This is a genomic window from Rhizobium sp. FG113 (genome assembly GCF_057809895.1).
Window position 1 is genome coordinate 243,517 of record NZ_JBMDKV010000007.1, and the last position, 14,419, is coordinate 257,935.

General features: G+C 62.2%; 17 protein-coding genes and 2 pseudogenes. 2 read left to right on the plus strand and 17 right to left on the minus strand.

The genetic code is table 11. The features are described 5' to 3' along the window. Position 1: 1 nt before the first annotated feature. The 14 genes and pseudogenes from ACODTZ_RS18780 to ACODTZ_RS18845 form a co-directional block, all read right to left on the minus strand. Positions 2 to 1,988, minus strand: a pseudogene (locus ACODTZ_RS18780) (conjugal transfer protein TraG). Positions 1,989 to 2,163: 175 nt separating this feature from the next. Beyond that, positions 2,164 to 4,227 (minus strand): relaxase/mobilization nuclease domain-containing protein, encoded by a 2,064-nt coding sequence (locus ACODTZ_RS18785; protein ID WP_489027175.1) that lies wholly within the window; start codon positions 4,225 to 4,227, stop codon positions 2,164 to 2,166. 313 nt (positions 4,228 to 4,540) lie between these two features. After that, positions 4,541 to 5,251 carry a lytic transglycosylase domain-containing protein gene (locus tag ACODTZ_RS18790; RefSeq protein WP_405048942.1) on the minus strand — a complete coding sequence of 237 codons (711 nt, stop codon included), beginning with the start codon at positions 5,249 to 5,251 and terminating at the stop codon, positions 4,541 to 4,543. 4 nt (positions 5,252 to 5,255) lie between these two features. Then, entirely contained in the window at positions 5,256 to 5,591 is a 336-nt protein-coding gene (locus tag ACODTZ_RS18795; RefSeq protein ID WP_010336155.1) for a DUF736 domain-containing protein, read from the minus strand. A gap of 35 nt (positions 5,592 to 5,626) precedes the next feature. After that, positions 5,627 to 6,172: a S26 family signal peptidase gene (locus ACODTZ_RS18800; RefSeq protein ID WP_015740155.1), complete on the minus strand. Its 546-nt coding sequence runs from the start codon at positions 6,170 to 6,172 to the stop codon at positions 5,627 to 5,629. After that, a complete protein-coding gene (locus tag ACODTZ_RS18805; RefSeq protein ID WP_015740154.1) occupies positions 6,169 to 6,687 on the minus strand; it encodes a DUF2840 domain-containing protein in 519 nt (172 codons plus the stop codon). The genes ACODTZ_RS18800 and ACODTZ_RS18805 overlap by 4 nt, the downstream gene beginning before the upstream one ends. Beyond that, positions 6,684 to 6,938, minus strand: coding sequence for a hypothetical protein (locus ACODTZ_RS18810; protein WP_309588320.1), 255 nt, complete (start codon positions 6,936 to 6,938; stop codon positions 6,684 to 6,686). The genes ACODTZ_RS18805 and ACODTZ_RS18810 overlap by 4 nt, the downstream gene beginning before the upstream one ends. Continuing rightward, positions 6,935 to 7,588, minus strand: coding sequence for a ParA family partition ATPase (gene parA, locus ACODTZ_RS18815; RefSeq protein WP_309588318.1), 654 nt, complete (start codon positions 7,586 to 7,588; stop codon positions 6,935 to 6,937). The genes ACODTZ_RS18810 and parA overlap by 4 nt, the downstream gene beginning before the upstream one ends. Continuing rightward, positions 7,585 to 8,730: a replication initiator protein A gene (locus tag ACODTZ_RS18820; RefSeq protein WP_309588316.1), complete on the minus strand. Its 1,146-nt coding sequence runs from the start codon at positions 8,728 to 8,730 to the stop codon at positions 7,585 to 7,587. Before ACODTZ_RS18820 ends, parA begins: the two co-directional genes overlap by 4 nt. Positions 8,731 to 8,749: 19 nt before the next feature. Continuing rightward, entirely contained in the window at positions 8,750 to 9,031 is a 282-nt protein-coding gene (locus ACODTZ_RS18825) for a helix-turn-helix transcriptional regulator (RefSeq protein ID WP_010336149.1), read from the minus strand. A 136-nt stretch (positions 9,032 to 9,167) separates the two neighbouring features. Then, on the minus strand, positions 9,168 to 9,671 hold the full coding sequence (locus ACODTZ_RS18830) for a DUF2285 domain-containing protein (RefSeq protein WP_489027179.1): 504 nt from the start codon (positions 9,669 to 9,671) through the stop codon (positions 9,168 to 9,170). After that, positions 9,601 to 9,933 (minus strand): transcriptional regulator domain-containing protein, encoded by a 333-nt coding sequence (locus tag ACODTZ_RS18835; RefSeq protein ID WP_309588310.1) that lies wholly within the window; start codon positions 9,931 to 9,933, stop codon positions 9,601 to 9,603. Before ACODTZ_RS18835 ends, ACODTZ_RS18830 begins: the two co-directional genes overlap by 71 nt. A 128-nt stretch (positions 9,934 to 10,061) precedes the next feature. After that, the gene (locus ACODTZ_RS18840) at positions 10,062 to 10,337 is read right to left on the minus strand and encodes a DNA -binding domain-containing protein (protein ID WP_309588308.1); all 276 of its coding nucleotides are present in this window, start codon (positions 10,335 to 10,337) and stop codon (positions 10,062 to 10,064) included. Between the two features lie 60 nt (positions 10,338 to 10,397). Further along, entirely contained in the window at positions 10,398 to 10,664 is a 267-nt protein-coding gene (locus tag ACODTZ_RS18845; RefSeq protein ID WP_020818551.1) for a helix-turn-helix domain-containing protein, read from the minus strand. Between the two features lie 329 nt (positions 10,665 to 10,993). Here ACODTZ_RS18845 and ACODTZ_RS18850 point away from each other — a divergent pair, with 329 nt between their 5' ends. Continuing rightward, positions 10,994 to 11,314 carry a helix-turn-helix domain-containing protein gene (locus ACODTZ_RS18850; RefSeq protein WP_309588304.1) on the plus strand — a complete coding sequence of 107 codons (321 nt, stop codon included), beginning with the start codon at positions 10,994 to 10,996 and terminating at the stop codon, positions 11,312 to 11,314. Next, complete coding sequence (locus tag ACODTZ_RS18855) at positions 11,292 to 12,533, plus strand: type II toxin-antitoxin system HipA family toxin (RefSeq protein ID WP_309588302.1); 1,242 nt, start codon at positions 11,292 to 11,294, stop codon at positions 12,531 to 12,533. The genes ACODTZ_RS18850 and ACODTZ_RS18855 overlap by 23 nt, the downstream gene beginning before the upstream one ends. A gap of 94 nt (positions 12,534 to 12,627) precedes the next feature. Here the strand turns inward: ACODTZ_RS18855 and ACODTZ_RS18860 are convergent, their stop codons facing one another. The 3 genes and pseudogenes from ACODTZ_RS18860 to ACODTZ_RS18870 form a co-directional block, all read right to left on the minus strand. Further along, a complete protein-coding gene (locus tag ACODTZ_RS18860) occupies positions 12,628 to 12,954 on the minus strand; it encodes a DUF736 domain-containing protein (protein ID WP_009450558.1) in 327 nt (108 codons plus the stop codon). 570 nt (positions 12,955 to 13,524) lie between these two features. Next, positions 13,525 to 13,965 carry a hypothetical protein gene (locus ACODTZ_RS18865; RefSeq protein ID WP_038146389.1) on the minus strand — a complete coding sequence of 147 codons (441 nt, stop codon included), beginning with the start codon at positions 13,963 to 13,965 and terminating at the stop codon, positions 13,525 to 13,527. A gap of 271 nt (positions 13,966 to 14,236) precedes the next feature. Continuing rightward, positions 14,237 to 14,419: pseudogene (locus tag ACODTZ_RS18870) on the minus strand (ISAs1 family transposase); the annotation flags it as partial.

Below are 14,419 nucleotides of genomic sequence, written 5' to 3' on the forward strand. Positions count from 1 at the left end.
CTCAAAGCTCGATGCCGTCATTTGGGTCGAGTGACGCCTGCCGCGCGACCATGCGCATCCGCTGACGCATGGCACGGGCTTTGGCGGCATCGACGTCGGGCTCATCATCGAGAAAATCGAACTCCTGCGATGGCGGCGGTGGTGGCGGGATGATTTCCTCATGTTCGGGAAGCTCCGGCTCAAGACGGATACCGGCATTGGCAGGATCGTCGTCGGACCTGTTCGACGCGGGTCCGTGGCCGGCCGCGGCCGCAACAACACGGCTCGTCCAGTCGTCTGGTGCCGATGTTTCCATCTTCACCGACTGCTTGTGCAGATCGGGCGGCGGCAGCACCCGTTCCTGAAGCCGCGCATCGGCATAGTAGCGCGCCTTGGCGGCGCGGATGGGCGGCACACCCGCTACCATGACGATCTCGTCGGTTGGCGGAAGCTGCATGATCTCGCCCGGTGTCAGGAGCGGCCGCGCCGTTTCCTGCCGCGACACCATGAGGTGCCCCAGCCATGGCGCGAGGCGATGGCCCGCATAGTTGGTGGAATCGCGCATTTCCGTGGCCGTGCCGAGCGCATCACTGATCCGCTTGGCGGTGCGTTCATCATTGGCAGCAAAGGCGACACGCACATGGCAGTTGTCGAGAATGGCGTTGTTCTGCCCATAGGCGCGCTCGATCTGGTTGAGCGACTGCGCGATCAGGAACGCTTTGAGGCCATAACCGGCCATGAAGGCGAGTGCCGATTCAAAGAAGTCCAACCGCCCGAGCGCGGGGAACTCGTCCAGCATCAACAGCAGGCGATGGCGCTTGCCGGAGGTTTCCAGCTCCTCGGTCAGCCGCCGCCCGACCTGATTGAGGATGAGGCGGATCAGCGGTTTTGTGCGATTGATGTCCGAGGGCGGTACGACGAGGTAGAGGCTGACGGGTTCTTTTGCTCCGACCAGATCAGCAATGCGCCAGTCGCAGCGGGCCGTCACGCGGGCCACGACCGGATCTCGGTAGAGGCCGAGAAAAGACATCGCCGTGGACAGCACACCGGAGCGTTCGTTCTCGGATTTGTTCAACAGCTCGCGTGCCGACGAAGCGATGACGGGATGCACACCGGCTTCGCCCAGATGCGGCGTGTCCATCATGGCGCGCAAGGTTGCCTCGACCGGACGGCGGGGATCGGACAGAAAACTCGCGACGCCGGCGAGCGTCTTTTCCTTCTCGGCGTAAAGGACATGCAGGATCGCGCCGACCAGCAGCGAATGGCTTGTCTTTTCCCAATGGTTGCGCTTGTCGAGACTGCCCTCGGGATCGACCAGAATATCCGCGATGTTCTGGACATCGCGGACTTCCCACTCCCCCTGGCGGACTTCCAGCAACGGATTGTATGCTGCGGAATGAACATTGGTCGGATCGAACAGCAGGACGCGGCCGTAATGGGACCGGAAGCCGGCCGTCAGATTCCAGTTCTCCCCCTTGATGTCATGGACGATGCAACTTCCCGGCCAGGTCAGCAGCGTCGGCACAACGAGACCGACGCCTTTGCCTGATCGGGTGGGCGCGAAGCAAAGGACATGCTCGGGGCCGTCATGGCGCAGATAATCCTTGCTGTGTCTTCCCAGGACCACGCCATCGGGGCCAAGCAACCCGGCGGCATGGATTTCCTTATCCTCGGCCCATCTGGCCGATCCGTAGGTGGCGACATTGCGCGCCTCGCGGCCGGATGATCGACATGAAAAAAGCGGCGGCGATAGCGAACAACGCCCCGGACGTGGCGATGAACGCGCCCTCGGTGAAAATACCGGGCGCATAGGCGTCGAAAGAAAACCACCACCAGAAGAAGGCCGGAGGATAATAGACCGGCCATCCGGCAACATCGAACCATGGATTGCCGAGCTGGGGCTGAAAGCCAAGGCGGAAGGCCACCCATTGTGTCGAAGTCCAGACCATCACCAGGACAATGATGAATACGACAATGATCTGGCCCCAGAGTATTCGGCCACCACGCATACAGGCTCCAATCGGCAAGAGAGTCGGAGCCGATCAAAGAATAGACGTTTTCGAAAGCGGCAACAGGAAAAGCAGGGGTGCCGTGTTGCCGGATACTATCGGCGGCACATCGGACAGGCCCTTTCAGATGCCGATGTCGACAGAACAATTTGCGAGGTGCCAGATCGGCAAAGGCTCAAATCCCGAGCCCTCGTGTTCGCCCCATTTGCCACGATACCGATCCACCCTGCACGATGCCCGCAACCTCGCGGCCGAGCTGGCGGTCGATCACTGGCCGCCATGGGACAAGAGTGAACTCGTGGCTCTTTTCGACAATGGCGAACTTGCCGCTCGATAGATGTGCGGTCCCGGTGAACTTGCCGCTGATATTTTCGCCATCGGCAGCCGCCCGGAACGGCAAGCCATTGCTGCTGGCCATTTCCGCACCGACGCGGGCCACTTCCCTTTCTCGCAGATTGGCGAGCAGGTTGCGCCGATAGAGGATGCGTCCATTCTGCTGCCGCGTGGCATCGCCCTGTGCGATATGGTGTTCACGCCGCTGGTCCATAGCCTCGCGCACCTGCTGGCCGAACCCTGCCGGGGTAAGGTCAGAGGCGTCCGGTGTGACCAATCGCCGGTCCAACCAGGTCGCGCCATCGGCGCCGATCTGCTTTTCCAGATCGAAGGTCGAGACGACACGGATGCTAGCTTGCCGGTTGCGACCGGCATCATAGGCGGTGGCGCGGCTCTCGAAGTCTTCGGGGATGCGCCACTGGTCGGCGTCGATCCGCTCGGCAATCCCGGCCCGGCGTAGCGACTCCAATCGCCGGACATGGGCATCGACATAGCCCTCATAGTCGCCACCCGGCACACGTCCCTCGAACTTCGCCTGTTCGAGGTGGCGGCTCGGTCGGTAGATACCATTTTCCGAGATCGCAGCGATGGTGCGATCAGAGGGACGTTGTGCTTTATCGGCGGGACCGACTTCCACGATGCTGCCGATCCGGGCATCTTCGACGCGGGCCGGATCAATGCCGGGAAGATGGTGCGTGCGCCCGTCGATCCCGTCGACCACGAGGGTCAGCTTTTCACCCATCTCATCGGTCAGATATTTGTCGACGACGCGGCCGGTGATGGGTGCCGCGGGTGCGGCATCGTGAAGCTGGAAGGTCATCGGATCACGTTCCTGCCCATCGGCCTTCAGCGCCTCTTGCATGTTACGGATGATGTCACCGCGCTCACCGAGTTCACGCAGCGCTGGTTCCATCTTCGCGCCAAGCTCCCAGACGCCGGGTGCATGTTCCGTTGCCAGCCTCATCTTTTCCAGTTTGGCGAGACGGCGCAGGCGAAGCGTGCGGTTGAACTGGCGGCGCGTGTCGTCGGGATCATGGCGCAGATCGAGGATCCGTTCATCGGCCTCTTCGGTCATTGCCCGGTCGATCCGGGTGAAGCGGTCCTGGTCGATTTCGGCAGTCAACTTGCGGCTCTGCTCGATCTCGGTGGCGGGTCCAAGTTCCAGCGTGACCAGTTCGCTGGCCCGCTCACGAATACCATTTGCGAGATAATCGCCATTGATGACCAGGTTCTCGCCCAGATCGTCCTTGCCCCGAACAATGATATGGGCATGGGGATGGCCGGTATTGTGGTGATTGACCGCCACCCAATCGAGCTTCGTGCCAAGATCGCCCTCAATGCGGCTCATCAGATCGCGGGTGTGCTCGGTGAGATCGGCGGCATCTTCCGGCGAGACGATGAAGCGGAACTGGTGGCGATCATCCTTGCCGCGGTCAAGAAACGCATCTCCATCGGCGCGGTCCTCGTTCGCCGAATAAAGCTGGCCGCGCTCGCCATCACGCGATGTCCCGTCTCGCTGGATATAGCGCAGATGGGCAGCCCCTTTGCCATTCTTTCCCGCGCCTTGGACATAACGGGTTTTGACGACGACGCGGCGCGCTCCGGCCGTACTGTGACGCCAACCGCCCGACAGGGTTCGGGCGCGGACAAAGGCCGCACCACGACCACGCTTGACGCCCGGACCTTTGCCAGCCTGCGACGCCTTCCCGCTCTTTCCGGCAGAACCAGATGAAGACGACGAGGATGTCCGTGATGCGAATGAAGATGATCTGCCGGGGCTGTTGCTATGCTGACGCGCCAGCTTCTTCGCCTGCGTCAGAAAGCTCTTCGCCTTGCCCGCCTTCGGCACGTCCGACCTGATGCGGCCAGGCTTCGGGCGAAAGCGGTTCTCGTCGTCGGCGCTCATGAGCGCATCCCATGCCGTTTAGACACGGAAACGGCAGATATTAGGCTATAGTGCCGGCCAAAACCCAACAAAGCCAAGGCTTTGCGCCATATCGCGGCACGCGAGACCCAAAAGCAGGGTGCCGTGCGCCGCGCCCCAAAACAGTGTGCAGACAAGGGCTTGCCCAGAAACCGCCCCGACAGGGTGCCGGTTTCCTTTATCTTGCCCTCCGCCTTTCCTTCCCTTTTTGCCCTTCCTGCCGGGAATGCTGCCAGGCGCACCCAAGCCTGACTGCACACCGAAAGCGGACCGAAGGCGCGTGGAGACGCCATGCTCATGGCGCATCTCCATTGCTCGCACGGGCCACGAATATGCCGCTGTCCTGCGGCTCCTGAACGGCGGGATCGCGCAGAGAAGCGGTTGCGTGGATGTCGCTCGATGGCTGATCAACCGCCGCTGAAATGCCGCCGGATTGCGCAACGAAGAGCGGGGCTTCGCGCCAATCCTGTGGCGGCGGCGGCACGATCGTCGGCACATCAGGCGCAGTCGCACTGCCGAGAACAGGTGCGAGCGTGGCGACATAGGCGCGTGTTTCTGCGGGCAAAACGCGACCTGTCGCCAGATGCTCGTCATAGCGACCGGGACCGGCATTGTAGGCGGCAAGCATGGCCGCGACATTGCCATAGCGGTCCCACATCTCCCGCAGATACGCCGTACCTGCGAGGATGTTGTCACGCGGATCGTAAGGATCGCGCCCGAGGCCATGGCGGCTGCGCAGGCCCGCCCAGGTATCGGGCATGACCTGCATCAGTCCCATCGCGCCCGCCGATGAAATGGCGCGCACATCGCCCGCGCTTTCCACACCCAGCACGGCCCGAATCCAGTGCTCTGGAATGCTGAAACGCTGTGACGCCTCTGCAATGAAAGCAGCATGGGGATGCGCGGTAACAGGCGCAGGTTGCGGCGTGACCTGCGCCATGGCCGGCATCGAGCCGCTGCCAGCCGACAGAAGGGCCGTGAAGAGAAGAAGGGCGCGGGATCGCATGATCTCAGTCCCGATCTTCGCGGGGCCGCGGGCGGCTCCAGTGCAGCGACCATGACGAGCCTGCATCGTCGTCGCGAAACAGATTGGCGCGGATCGGCTGCGGTAAGGCGGGATCGTCGAGCAGCACCGAGAGATATTCGCCAGCCTTTTCGCCGGTGCGTTTCCATGCAGCACCGACCTCCGGCCCGTCATGTTCAATGAAATGGACGCGATAGTCCGGCGCATTCTCCGCATCGGAATGTTCGGCGGGCACGATAACGAGATCGCGCTTCATGGTGAGCGTGACGAGCTGACCGGCGAAGCCGGATGCGTCACGCGCAAATTGACCGATCTGTGGCATGGTATGTCTCCTGTGTTTGTGGATTTGGCGTGGGTTCAATGCGTGGCCGCCCGCCATTCGTAGCGGCCATCGCCTTCCTCATCGGTCCAGAGCGGGAGCGCTCGCCCGATGACGGAACTGGCGAGAACAGGTCCGAAGTAACGGCCGTCGAGGCTGTCCCGGATGTCCCAATTCATGAGGAAGAGTTCGCCGTCGCGGATGATGCGGCAGCCCTGCCAGACCGGCAGATCGCGGCCCATGCGGTCGCGCTCCAGTGCGGCGCCCATCTCGACGTTATCGACGGTGATCGTCGCACCGCTGCGGCAGACGCGCTGTCCCGGCAAGCCGAGGACGCGTTTCAACAGCGGCACGCCCCGCCCGATATAGCCGCGCTCGACCATGAACTGCTCCAGCGGTTCGGGCGGCGCGATGACGACGAGTTCTGGAATTTCGAGCGTATCGGCGGGAGCAACCGTGTAGAAGCCGATGGGCGCGCTGGCAGTCGCGTTCCAGATCAGCCGGGTTGGCAGATCGGCAACCGCCGTGGCGACAAGCGTGCCGACGGCCAGCATGGACACGGCGAGGATATGACGGCGGCTCATGTCCAGATCCTCCGGCGGTTGAGCCACGCGGCATGGCGTTCCGGGGTGTAGGGGTTGGGTTCCTGACCGGCACTCAAGCGGTTGTGGACGTGCCGCCAATGGTCCGGCGCAACATCCGCCGGATCGATGCCAAGCGCGTCCACGGCATCAATCAGGGCCAGCACCCGCTGGACTTGTCGCCAGCCATCAATACGCAGCAGGATCTCGCAGCCAGGACGAACGAAGGGCACGGTCTGGTACGGTTCGCCGCGACCAACGGCGCGCAGGATGTCGAGCCGCGAGACGATGGTGCCGTAATCGTTGGAGGCCCAGCGGACGAAGGCAAAGATGCTTTCGGGCGCAAAACCGATCAGACTGCAGCGGCGGTCGATGATCTGCTCAAAGCTCTTGTGACCGAACCTGATCCAGCGCTCGACCTTCTTCTTCTGGAAGGTCAGTTCGACCAATGTGGTGAACGGAGCTGGTCCGCCCGGCCGCGGATGTTCATGCACTGCACACGCGGTCTTGCCGGTCATGGCTGATCTCCTTCGGTGGGTGGAAACTCGCGGACCAGCAGCTCGCGCAACATCACGGCGACGGTGACGCCGCGCCGGAAAGCGGCCACCTTGATGCGCCCGCGCAGTTCGGGTGTGATGTCGATGGTCAGGCGGGCGGTAAACGCCTCGGCAGCCATCTTTCCGGTTGCCGGCGCATCGGCGGCCCTGACCCAGCTATCGGGATTACCCGGACGCGATGCGAAGCCGGATTTGGCGGGTGGACGTGTCATCGCACAATCCTCCCGATCCCGAGGCTATCGATCTCGGCCACCAGCGCTGTGACCTCCTGTGCAGCCCGTTCGCCGCCATCGGTCTCTGAGACCAGTCGCCCAGTTTGTGCGGCTTCAGCAAAGGCGACGCGCTGGCCGATGGTCGTGGCCAGCAACGGCGGATCTTGGTCCGCCAGTGTCTCAGCCGTTTCGCGGGCGATGACGGTGCGCGCAGCGCATCGGTTCAGCAGAAAACGGGCGGCCAGTTCAGGACGATAGATGCGTGCTTTGTTCAGAAGCGCCAGCATCTCGGCGGAGGCCCAGCCGTCGAAAGGAGATGGCTGCACCGGGACCAGCACCAGATCGGCTGCAAGCAGCGCTGAGCGCATCAGACCAGCGACACGGGGCGGACCATCGATGACGACATGGTCGGCGTCACGCGCCAGCTCCGGCGCTTCCCGGTGCAGCGTATCGCGGGCCAGGCCGATGACGGTGAACAGCCTTGGCAGCCCTTCATCGCTGCGCCGCTCCGACCAGTCGAGTGCGGAGCCTTGCGGGTCGGCGTCGATCAGGATGACGCGTTTGCCTTCCGCAGCCCACGCACCGGCGAGATGCAGCGCCAACGTGGTTTTTCCGACACCGCCTTTCTGATTGAGGAGAGCGACGATCATCGCTGTCCTCCCGGCTTGCCGAGAGGAAGTTCAGGCGTGCTTGTTGACGCGGGCGATCCTTGCTTTGGGGGTGTCAGCTTGCCTTTATGGGCACCCGATCTGAGGGCCGCACCAGCCTTCGCGATGAGCTTTTCCACATCGCGACGCCGCTCTTCAAAGTTAGATTCTGTGTTAGACTCTAAGTTAAGGGCGCGATTTTCGCTTTTGTTACCGAAGGATAGGAGGTGTTTGGGTTCCCGATAGCACGAGCCTCCGGTTCCTGATGGCACGATAGTCCGGGTTCCCGATAGCACGAGACTATCCACAGGTTTTCCACAGGCCGGGACAGGCTCGAAAGCGAGCAGCATCCGGCCGCCGGTTTCGACCTCGGCGAACAGGGTGTAGCCGGGCAGTGGCTGGCGGCGGATAATGTCGCGCAGCTCGAAGGCGAAGCGCTTGAACGGCGACAGACTGCCCGATTTCTGGTGCAGGTGACGGAAGTCGAACCGCCAACCGTTTTTCTGTCGCCCACCATGCTTGCGCACCAGGCGATAGAGCCAGCGATCCAACCCGCCGGTCAGATTGAAATAGGCCCGGTCGATGGTGAGGATCAGGGCGTCATCCAGAACCGCACTGTAGAACCAGTCGGGCACGATCATCTCGATGCCGTCCGGACGGCCATTGGCATCGGTCCGCTCGTGCCATTCGTTGATCCACGAAAAACGATGTCGCCGTCCATTCGCGCGCTGGCGGATCGAGGTTGCAACCGTGGTCGATTGCAGCCGGTCCAGCGCCGCCTTCAGGCGCTGATAGTCCCTCAGGGAGGTTCCGCGCCCTGTGAATGTCAGGATTTCATAAGGCGTTGCCGCCATCAGGCGCGACGTGCGCAGACCGGCGTCCCGCGCTTCCACGACCTGGCTGGCCGCCCAGATCAGTATATCGGCGTCCCAGATCGTCGCCATACCGTGATCGGGAACAGCTTCGACACGGATCGAGACGTTGCCCAGCGCAAAGTCAATTGGGCGGATACGGTGCGATTTGGAAAGGGAAAAGAAAGGATAAGCCATGAGATCCTGCGCGTCTCGTGGCGCGAGTTCACCGGGAAGCGCCCGAAACAGATCGAGTTGCCCGCGTTCCGAGGCGGATGGGTGCTGCGCTGCCATAGAGGGCTGACCGCCGTGTTCAGCGCGTAATGCGCTTGGGCGAGGTGAATGCGGTCGGCGGCAGAGGTTTCGCCGGGAGAACCTGTCCGCGTGGGTCCGACGTGGAGGTAACCGATCCGCGTGCAACCCAGGCTGCGAGATCCTCGACCGAATAGACAACGCGGCCGCCGAGCTTGTGATAGGCAGGTCCCGTTCCGTAGGTTCTGTGCTTTTCCAGCGTGCGCGCGGACAGGCTGAGGAAATCGGCAGCTTCCTTGGTGCGCAGGTAGCGTGGCGGCAAGGCGGCGAGATCAGGTCGCATGGGGTGGCCTCCGTGGTTGTGCAGGATGCCGCTGACGATCAACGGCATGACATGCGCACGGTGGCGAAGGCGCGGCGGCAAGGGGGATGAGGAAGATCGAAGGGGTAGAATCCTCACCCTCGATCAGACGTCAGTGTCAGGGTTTGCGACGATGGCGCAAAAGGTCCTGATAACCGCCGTCGATCAGCGCGGCGGCAGATCGGACAAGGGCGATGACAGAGGCGCGCAAAGCCGATGTCTTCCACGGCTCAGCGCGAACGCGCGCCTCTCCGTAGATGGCGATGGCAATCTCACGATAGGTCGCGTGGTTGGCGTTTCCGTCGGCAGCTTGCATCATCAGGCGAAACCGCCGGCGCTGATACGGCGTCATCCTGGGGTCGCGGCGCGCGGGTTTCCCGGCCAGCATGTGCCAGAGCCTGAGAATGGCTTCGAGCCGATCCGGCAGATTTTCGTCAAGTGGCAGAATGATCGCCGGCTGCGAATTGGCATCGGTGTCGGCGAGGATCAGATATTGAACGCCGTCTCTGGCGTCACAGACACCATATACCCCCTCTGGTCCGCAGATGGCATCAGCAAGATCTACCGATAAGGCGGACGGAGAAGGCGGAAGAAAATCGGGCGATGCCCCGAGCATCAGCATGTCCGGATTGGCAACAGGCGACCAGATGACCGGTTGGTCGAGCGCGGAAAAGCCGGGGTCTGCCGGGAAATCGCAACCCCCAGCGATGTTGGACGTGATCCGCAAGGGGAAGATGCCCGGCGCCTTGCGCTACAAGGTCATCGAAACTGGCCTGATAGGACGCGTTACGGCGCAGGCATTCCCAGGCGACGCCCTCAACGGGCAGCGCATCGTAGAATTCATACTGGTCCTGGTCTCGCCAGCGGGATGTATCCGGCTTCATTGCTCCGCTCCTGGTTGAAACTGCACAGGTGGAGCGTGAAAGAATTGCGGTGCCTCTACCGAGATGGAAGCCAGAACAAGGACATAGGGTGATGCTCTGAAGGCATCACTGGTGCGACGGCGGCGAGGTCAGGTCCGATCTGTCGGATGACGCAGCAGCTGACGATAGCCGCTCTGTGTCATCCAGCGCGCCCGTGCCAGATGGCTGTCATGGACCTGCCGGGCGCGTTCAGGTTCCCGAACAGGGTCAATTCCGAACAGCACATTGACGGCTTCGGTCCATTCCGCCCCATCACCGGCGGCATCGAGCAGCCGCATATAGAGCTTGATATGCGCGCGATCATATTTGGTCAGCTCGTCGCTAACAGGTGCAATATCGTCGAAGGGAGGAACCGGAGATGTCATGTCGCGGGTCGCCACAGAGCATAGGCCGCCGCAGCGGATCGATGATGCCGCCCGCGCCGGTCAGGCGTCATGGATCTGTCGGTGTCTCTTCTCGTCTTGGCCATGTACCAGCAACACTCCTTGCCCGCGATCCGTGGACAGGAGAACGATCCCTGCTGCTTCAAGCGCCCGGCGCACCTGATCCCGCGTTGTCTCATACACCTCCAGCCGGTTCTCGGACTCGAGGCGCTTCAGGGCAGTTAACGATATTCGGGCCTTGTCAGCGAGCGTCTCCTGCGTCCAACCCAGTAACGCGCGCGCGGCCCGCGACTGTCGAGCGGTGATCATGCATGATCACTTCCCATCGCGACCGGCGCGCATTCCAGAACTACGGCTATTTTAGTCGTTCTTGCTCAATCCGCCACATGAAATCGCTGAGGCACACCGTGAGGCGATTTGCGCAGCACAGCGTTCGATGTGCCCGATTCGCTGGCCATGGCTCGAAAGAGCAGCACTTCTGCCTTGGATTAGTTCGGCGTTGCTCCGCGATTGATTGAGCCCCAAACGATGCAGCCGACATCTGAATGATTCGTTTAGAGATCATATCCTTGACGTTCGCAATAGACCAGGATACGTATTCAGATCAAAGCGACAGTAATGATCCGTAAAGGCATCACATGAAGGCGGAAAAAGAAACACTGGGGCTGATCGGCGACCATTTTCGCCGCGCGCGTCTTGCAGCGGGGTTGACCCAGGAGCAGGTGGCCGATCTTGCGGGCATTTCGCGCCCGCGCTACCGCGACATCGAGACGGGGGCAGCAGCCGCGCGCACCACGACTTTGATCAACATTGCCAGGGCGCTTGGGCTGGAAATGATGCTGGTTCCACAGACGATGGTGCCAGCCATCGAGGCGCTCTTGCGCCCGGATGCCGAGGACGATCACCCGGCCTTCAGCCCGCAACCGGAGAGCGACGATGACAGCCGTCCGTACCGCTGAGACCATCACCGCGCTGGACGTGTTTCTGAACAGTGCGAAGGTTGGCACGATCGTCAGGACGCCGGGTGATTTCAACGCCTTCAGCCTTGATCCGGCCTATCGCGCGACCGGCGGCATTCCGGTCCTGAGCCTGTCACTGCGCGCGGCATCAGGGGGCTTGCGCAAGGATCCGCGACCTGTCGCAGGCAGCCTGCCGCCCTTCTTTGCCAACCTGCTGCCCGAAGACCGGCTGCGTGAGGCGATGGAAAAGCACCATGCGGGCAATGTACGGCCGGGGAATGATTTCGATCTCCTGACAGCTCTGGGCGCGGATCTGCCGGGTGCCGTTCGGGTGCTGCCCAGTGACGGTCAACCGGGCATCGCAACAGCGCCCGCCCAAGGGCGGCCAAAAGCCCGCTTCTCGCTGGCGGGTGTGCAGATGAAGCTCTCGGTGATGAAGAACACGGGCAAGGGCGGGGGGCTGACCTTGCCGCTCGGGGATGACGAGGGCCAATATATTGCAAAATTCCCCTCGACCGCCTTTCCGGGCGTGTCGGAAAACGAGTTTGCGAACCTCGCGCTTGCCGAAGCAATCGGCATGGACGTGCCCGAGCGGGAACTGGTCAGCCGAGACCAGTTCGAGGGGATACCCGAAGAGTTCGAAACACTTGCCGAGGGGCTGATCCTGCTCGTGCGGCGTTTTGATCGCGGGACACACGGGCAGCGCATCCATATCGAGGATTTCGCGCAGGTTTTCGGCCTGTACCCGGCGCGCAAATATGATGGCGCCGCCTCCCACGACATCGCCTCTGTGCTGAATGTTGCGATCTCGCCGTTCACCGCGCTGGAGTTTGTTCGGCGGCTGACCTTCTCGGTGGTCATGGGCAATGGCGACATGCACCTCAAGAACTGGTCGCTGATCTATCCGGGCGACGGCGACACGCCCGCTCTTGCACCGATCTACGACATGCTTTCGACCGTTCCCTATATTCCGGCAGATGGGCTGGCGCTGTCTCTGGGCGGCGAGCGAGCCTTCAAGGGCCTGGCTCCGGCCCGCTGGAAGACGTTTGCCAATCGGGCAAGGCTTCCCGAGCCAGCCGTTCTCAAGGCCGTTGTCGAGACGGTGAAACGCATTGATACGAAATGGTGGACCCTGCCGGAACGCGAAGTGGTCCCCCCGCTCGTGCTGGAACGGATCGACGCCCATGTGAAAACCATGATCCCGATCCTGACCGGCTGAGCAGTTCCAGCCCGGACAGGTCACCGGGCCTAGCGGCTTTCCCGCAGGCATGAGAAAGGCCCCGACCTTGCGGTCGGAGCCTTTGTTCCGCGCCTCAGTCGCCGCGGCGACCGTTGGGGCGGGACCAGATGAGGGAGAAGGTTTCGCCGTCTTCTTCGTCGAAAAGGTTGGCGTAGATCGGAGCGTTGAAGCTCGGATCGTCCAGCTTGAGGCCCAGATAGTCGCGGCCCTCGTTGGAGCGCTTGGACCAGGCGGCGCCGATTTCAGCGCGGCCGACCAGAACGCGGTGGCTGGGGGCGTTCTCGCCGGTGGCGCGCAGGTCGGGGATGATGCGCACGCCCTTGGCCTGGACGCTGAGGGTGACGATTTCGCCGGTGAATTCGTTCGAGCCGGTCTTCTTGAAGGTGCCGATGGTTGCCATTTTAAGTCTCCGATTTCCGTTTCCGAGCCCGCACCATTGCGGCCTCTATGGCGATCGACCGGCCGGAGACGAACGCTGGCGCACCCCCTCGGGGGCTGGACAGCACAGGAGGAACTTTCTTGTTCCGCGCGGAATGGCGGCTCTGCCGTCAGGGGAAGAAAGTTGTGACGACGCTGTTGCGCTAAAGCGGTCGAAGCGCATCGCGCTGCTCTTCGGCCAGATCAGGCCATTGAAGAGGCCGTTTGGAGCGGTCGAGACACGGGGGTTGAACGGGGACGGTGGCAACCTCGAGGCTCCATCAGGATGACCAGACCGGCAACACCGGCCTTTCCTGTCACCCTGCGTCTCAGATCATGCGCATCTCTGCTTCCGGCCTGTTCCACCGGCATGCCACCACCCGCGGGTTCCCGTCAGTCTGCACGCGCTGGTGCCGACCGTCCTGCGCTCCTATGGGCCGCGTCTGTGCCCCAGGTTGATCCGGTGATTGGCCGCTGTCTGTCACCATTTTCCTGACGAAGACGGAAAACGATCAGCATCCGCTTCTGGTCGCCATCAACGGATCATTGCGGTTCAGGTTCGTGCAAAGCCGCCGTCCGCGTGGTCGGTTGCCGCCATGCCGGCAACGCGCAGGAACGCCGTCACGCCCACCGCAACCGCTCCGATCACCGAGAAGATGAGTTGCCATATCTCCGAGGGCATCATGTGCTTGACAATACCGAGCGTGGCGTAAAACCCGGCCATTCCCGCCGGAGCGACGAAGGCCAGAGCAATCAGCAGACGCGCCCACATCGGGCGGATCAGCATGAGCAGGCCCTGACCAACAGCCAGCGTCAGACCGGCGGCGAGAAGACCAACGACGATGCCGCCGAGCCAGCCAGCCCCAGTATCATAGGCCAAGGCGCCTGCATTCAGGCCAATAAAGAACGGCAAAGCGAATACGGCGAGATTGAACAGCAGCCAGCACATGGTGCCGATAGCTGCGATGGAAACGAGGATTCCGAGAACGATCATGGTGGTGTCTCCGTGCAAAAGGTTGGACGGTTGCGCCTTCCACCACCACCACGGCGCAGCCACAGAATAGCAGCATTCCTCTCACCGGGCGAGATGAGATAGTTTGTAAGGTCAAGCCTCTCTGTAAACTCGCCGCTTGAACAAGAAAGCTTATGCGTCTGGTGGACCAGTATCTGCTGCACCTCTACGATGACCATATCGTTGGGCGGAAGGATGCGGGTTAAAGTTTATGGCAGAAGTCGATTGGTCAGACAGGGCAATCGCATATGGCTCACGCGAGTAAGCCATTGAGAACGTTTCGGAGAAAGTCGTCATCCCAGCCTGCCCTCTTGAGCTTGATGGAGAGCGAGCCCTTCGACGTGTCCCTGCGCATGACGTCGAGAGCACGGCGACGCAGGATGGCGATGTTGCCCGGGCTGTTATCCTTGCGGTTGCGTGCCGCGTCTTCGCGGAA

Coding starts and splice junctions, on each gene's coding strand:
- ACODTZ_RS18860 (WP_009450558.1), bottom strand. CDS start 12,954: ATGGCAACCATCGGCACCTTCAAGAAGACCGGCTCGAACGAATTCACC.
- ACODTZ_RS18855 (WP_309588302.1), top strand. CDS start 11,292: ATGACAGCCGTCCGTACCGCTGAGACCATCACCGCGCTGGACGTGTTT.
- ACODTZ_RS18810 (WP_309588320.1), bottom strand. CDS start 6,938: ATGACACGTCCACCCGCCAAATCCGGCTTCGCATCGCGTCCGGGTAAT.
- ACODTZ_RS18805 (WP_015740154.1), bottom strand. CDS start 6,687: ATGACCGGCAAGACCGCGTGTGCAGTGCATGAACATCCGCGGCCGGGC.
- ACODTZ_RS18800 (WP_015740155.1), bottom strand. CDS start 6,172: ATGAGCCGCCGTCATATCCTCGCCGTGTCCATGCTGGCCGTCGGCACG.
- ACODTZ_RS18865 (WP_038146389.1), bottom strand. CDS start 13,965: ATGATCGTTCTCGGAATCCTCGTTTCCATCGCAGCTATCGGCACCATG.
- ACODTZ_RS18795 (WP_010336155.1), bottom strand. CDS start 5,591: ATGCCACAGATCGGTCAATTTGCGCGTGACGCATCCGGCTTCGCCGGT.
- ACODTZ_RS18830 (WP_489027179.1), bottom strand. CDS start 9,671: ATGCTGATGCTCGGGGCATCGCCCGATTTTCTTCCGCCTTCTCCGTCC.
- ACODTZ_RS18785 (WP_489027175.1), bottom strand. CDS start 4,227: ATGAGCGCCGACGACGAGAACCGCTTTCGCCCGAAGCCTGGCCGCATC.
- ACODTZ_RS18835 (WP_309588310.1), bottom strand. CDS start 9,933: ATGAAGCCGGATACATCCCGCTGGCGAGACCAGGACCAGTATGAATTC.
- ACODTZ_RS18825 (WP_010336149.1), bottom strand. CDS start 9,031: ATGCGACCTGATCTCGCCGCCTTGCCGCCACGCTACCTGCGCACCAAG.
- ACODTZ_RS18820 (WP_309588316.1), bottom strand. CDS start 8,730: ATGGCAGCGCAGCACCCATCCGCCTCGGAACGCGGGCAACTCGATCTG.
- parA (WP_309588318.1), bottom strand. CDS start 7,588: ATGATCGTCGCTCTCCTCAATCAGAAAGGCGGTGTCGGAAAAACCACG.
- ACODTZ_RS18845 (WP_020818551.1), bottom strand. CDS start 10,664: ATGATCACCGCTCGACAGTCGCGGGCCGCGCGCGCGTTACTGGGTTGG.
- ACODTZ_RS18840 (WP_309588308.1), bottom strand. CDS start 10,337: ATGACATCTCCGGTTCCTCCCTTCGACGATATTGCACCTGTTAGCGAC.
- ACODTZ_RS18790 (WP_405048942.1), bottom strand. CDS start 5,251: ATGCGATCCCGCGCCCTTCTTCTCTTCACGGCCCTTCTGTCGGCTGGC.
- ACODTZ_RS18850 (WP_309588304.1), top strand. CDS start 10,994: ATGAAGGCGGAAAAAGAAACACTGGGGCTGATCGGCGACCATTTTCGC.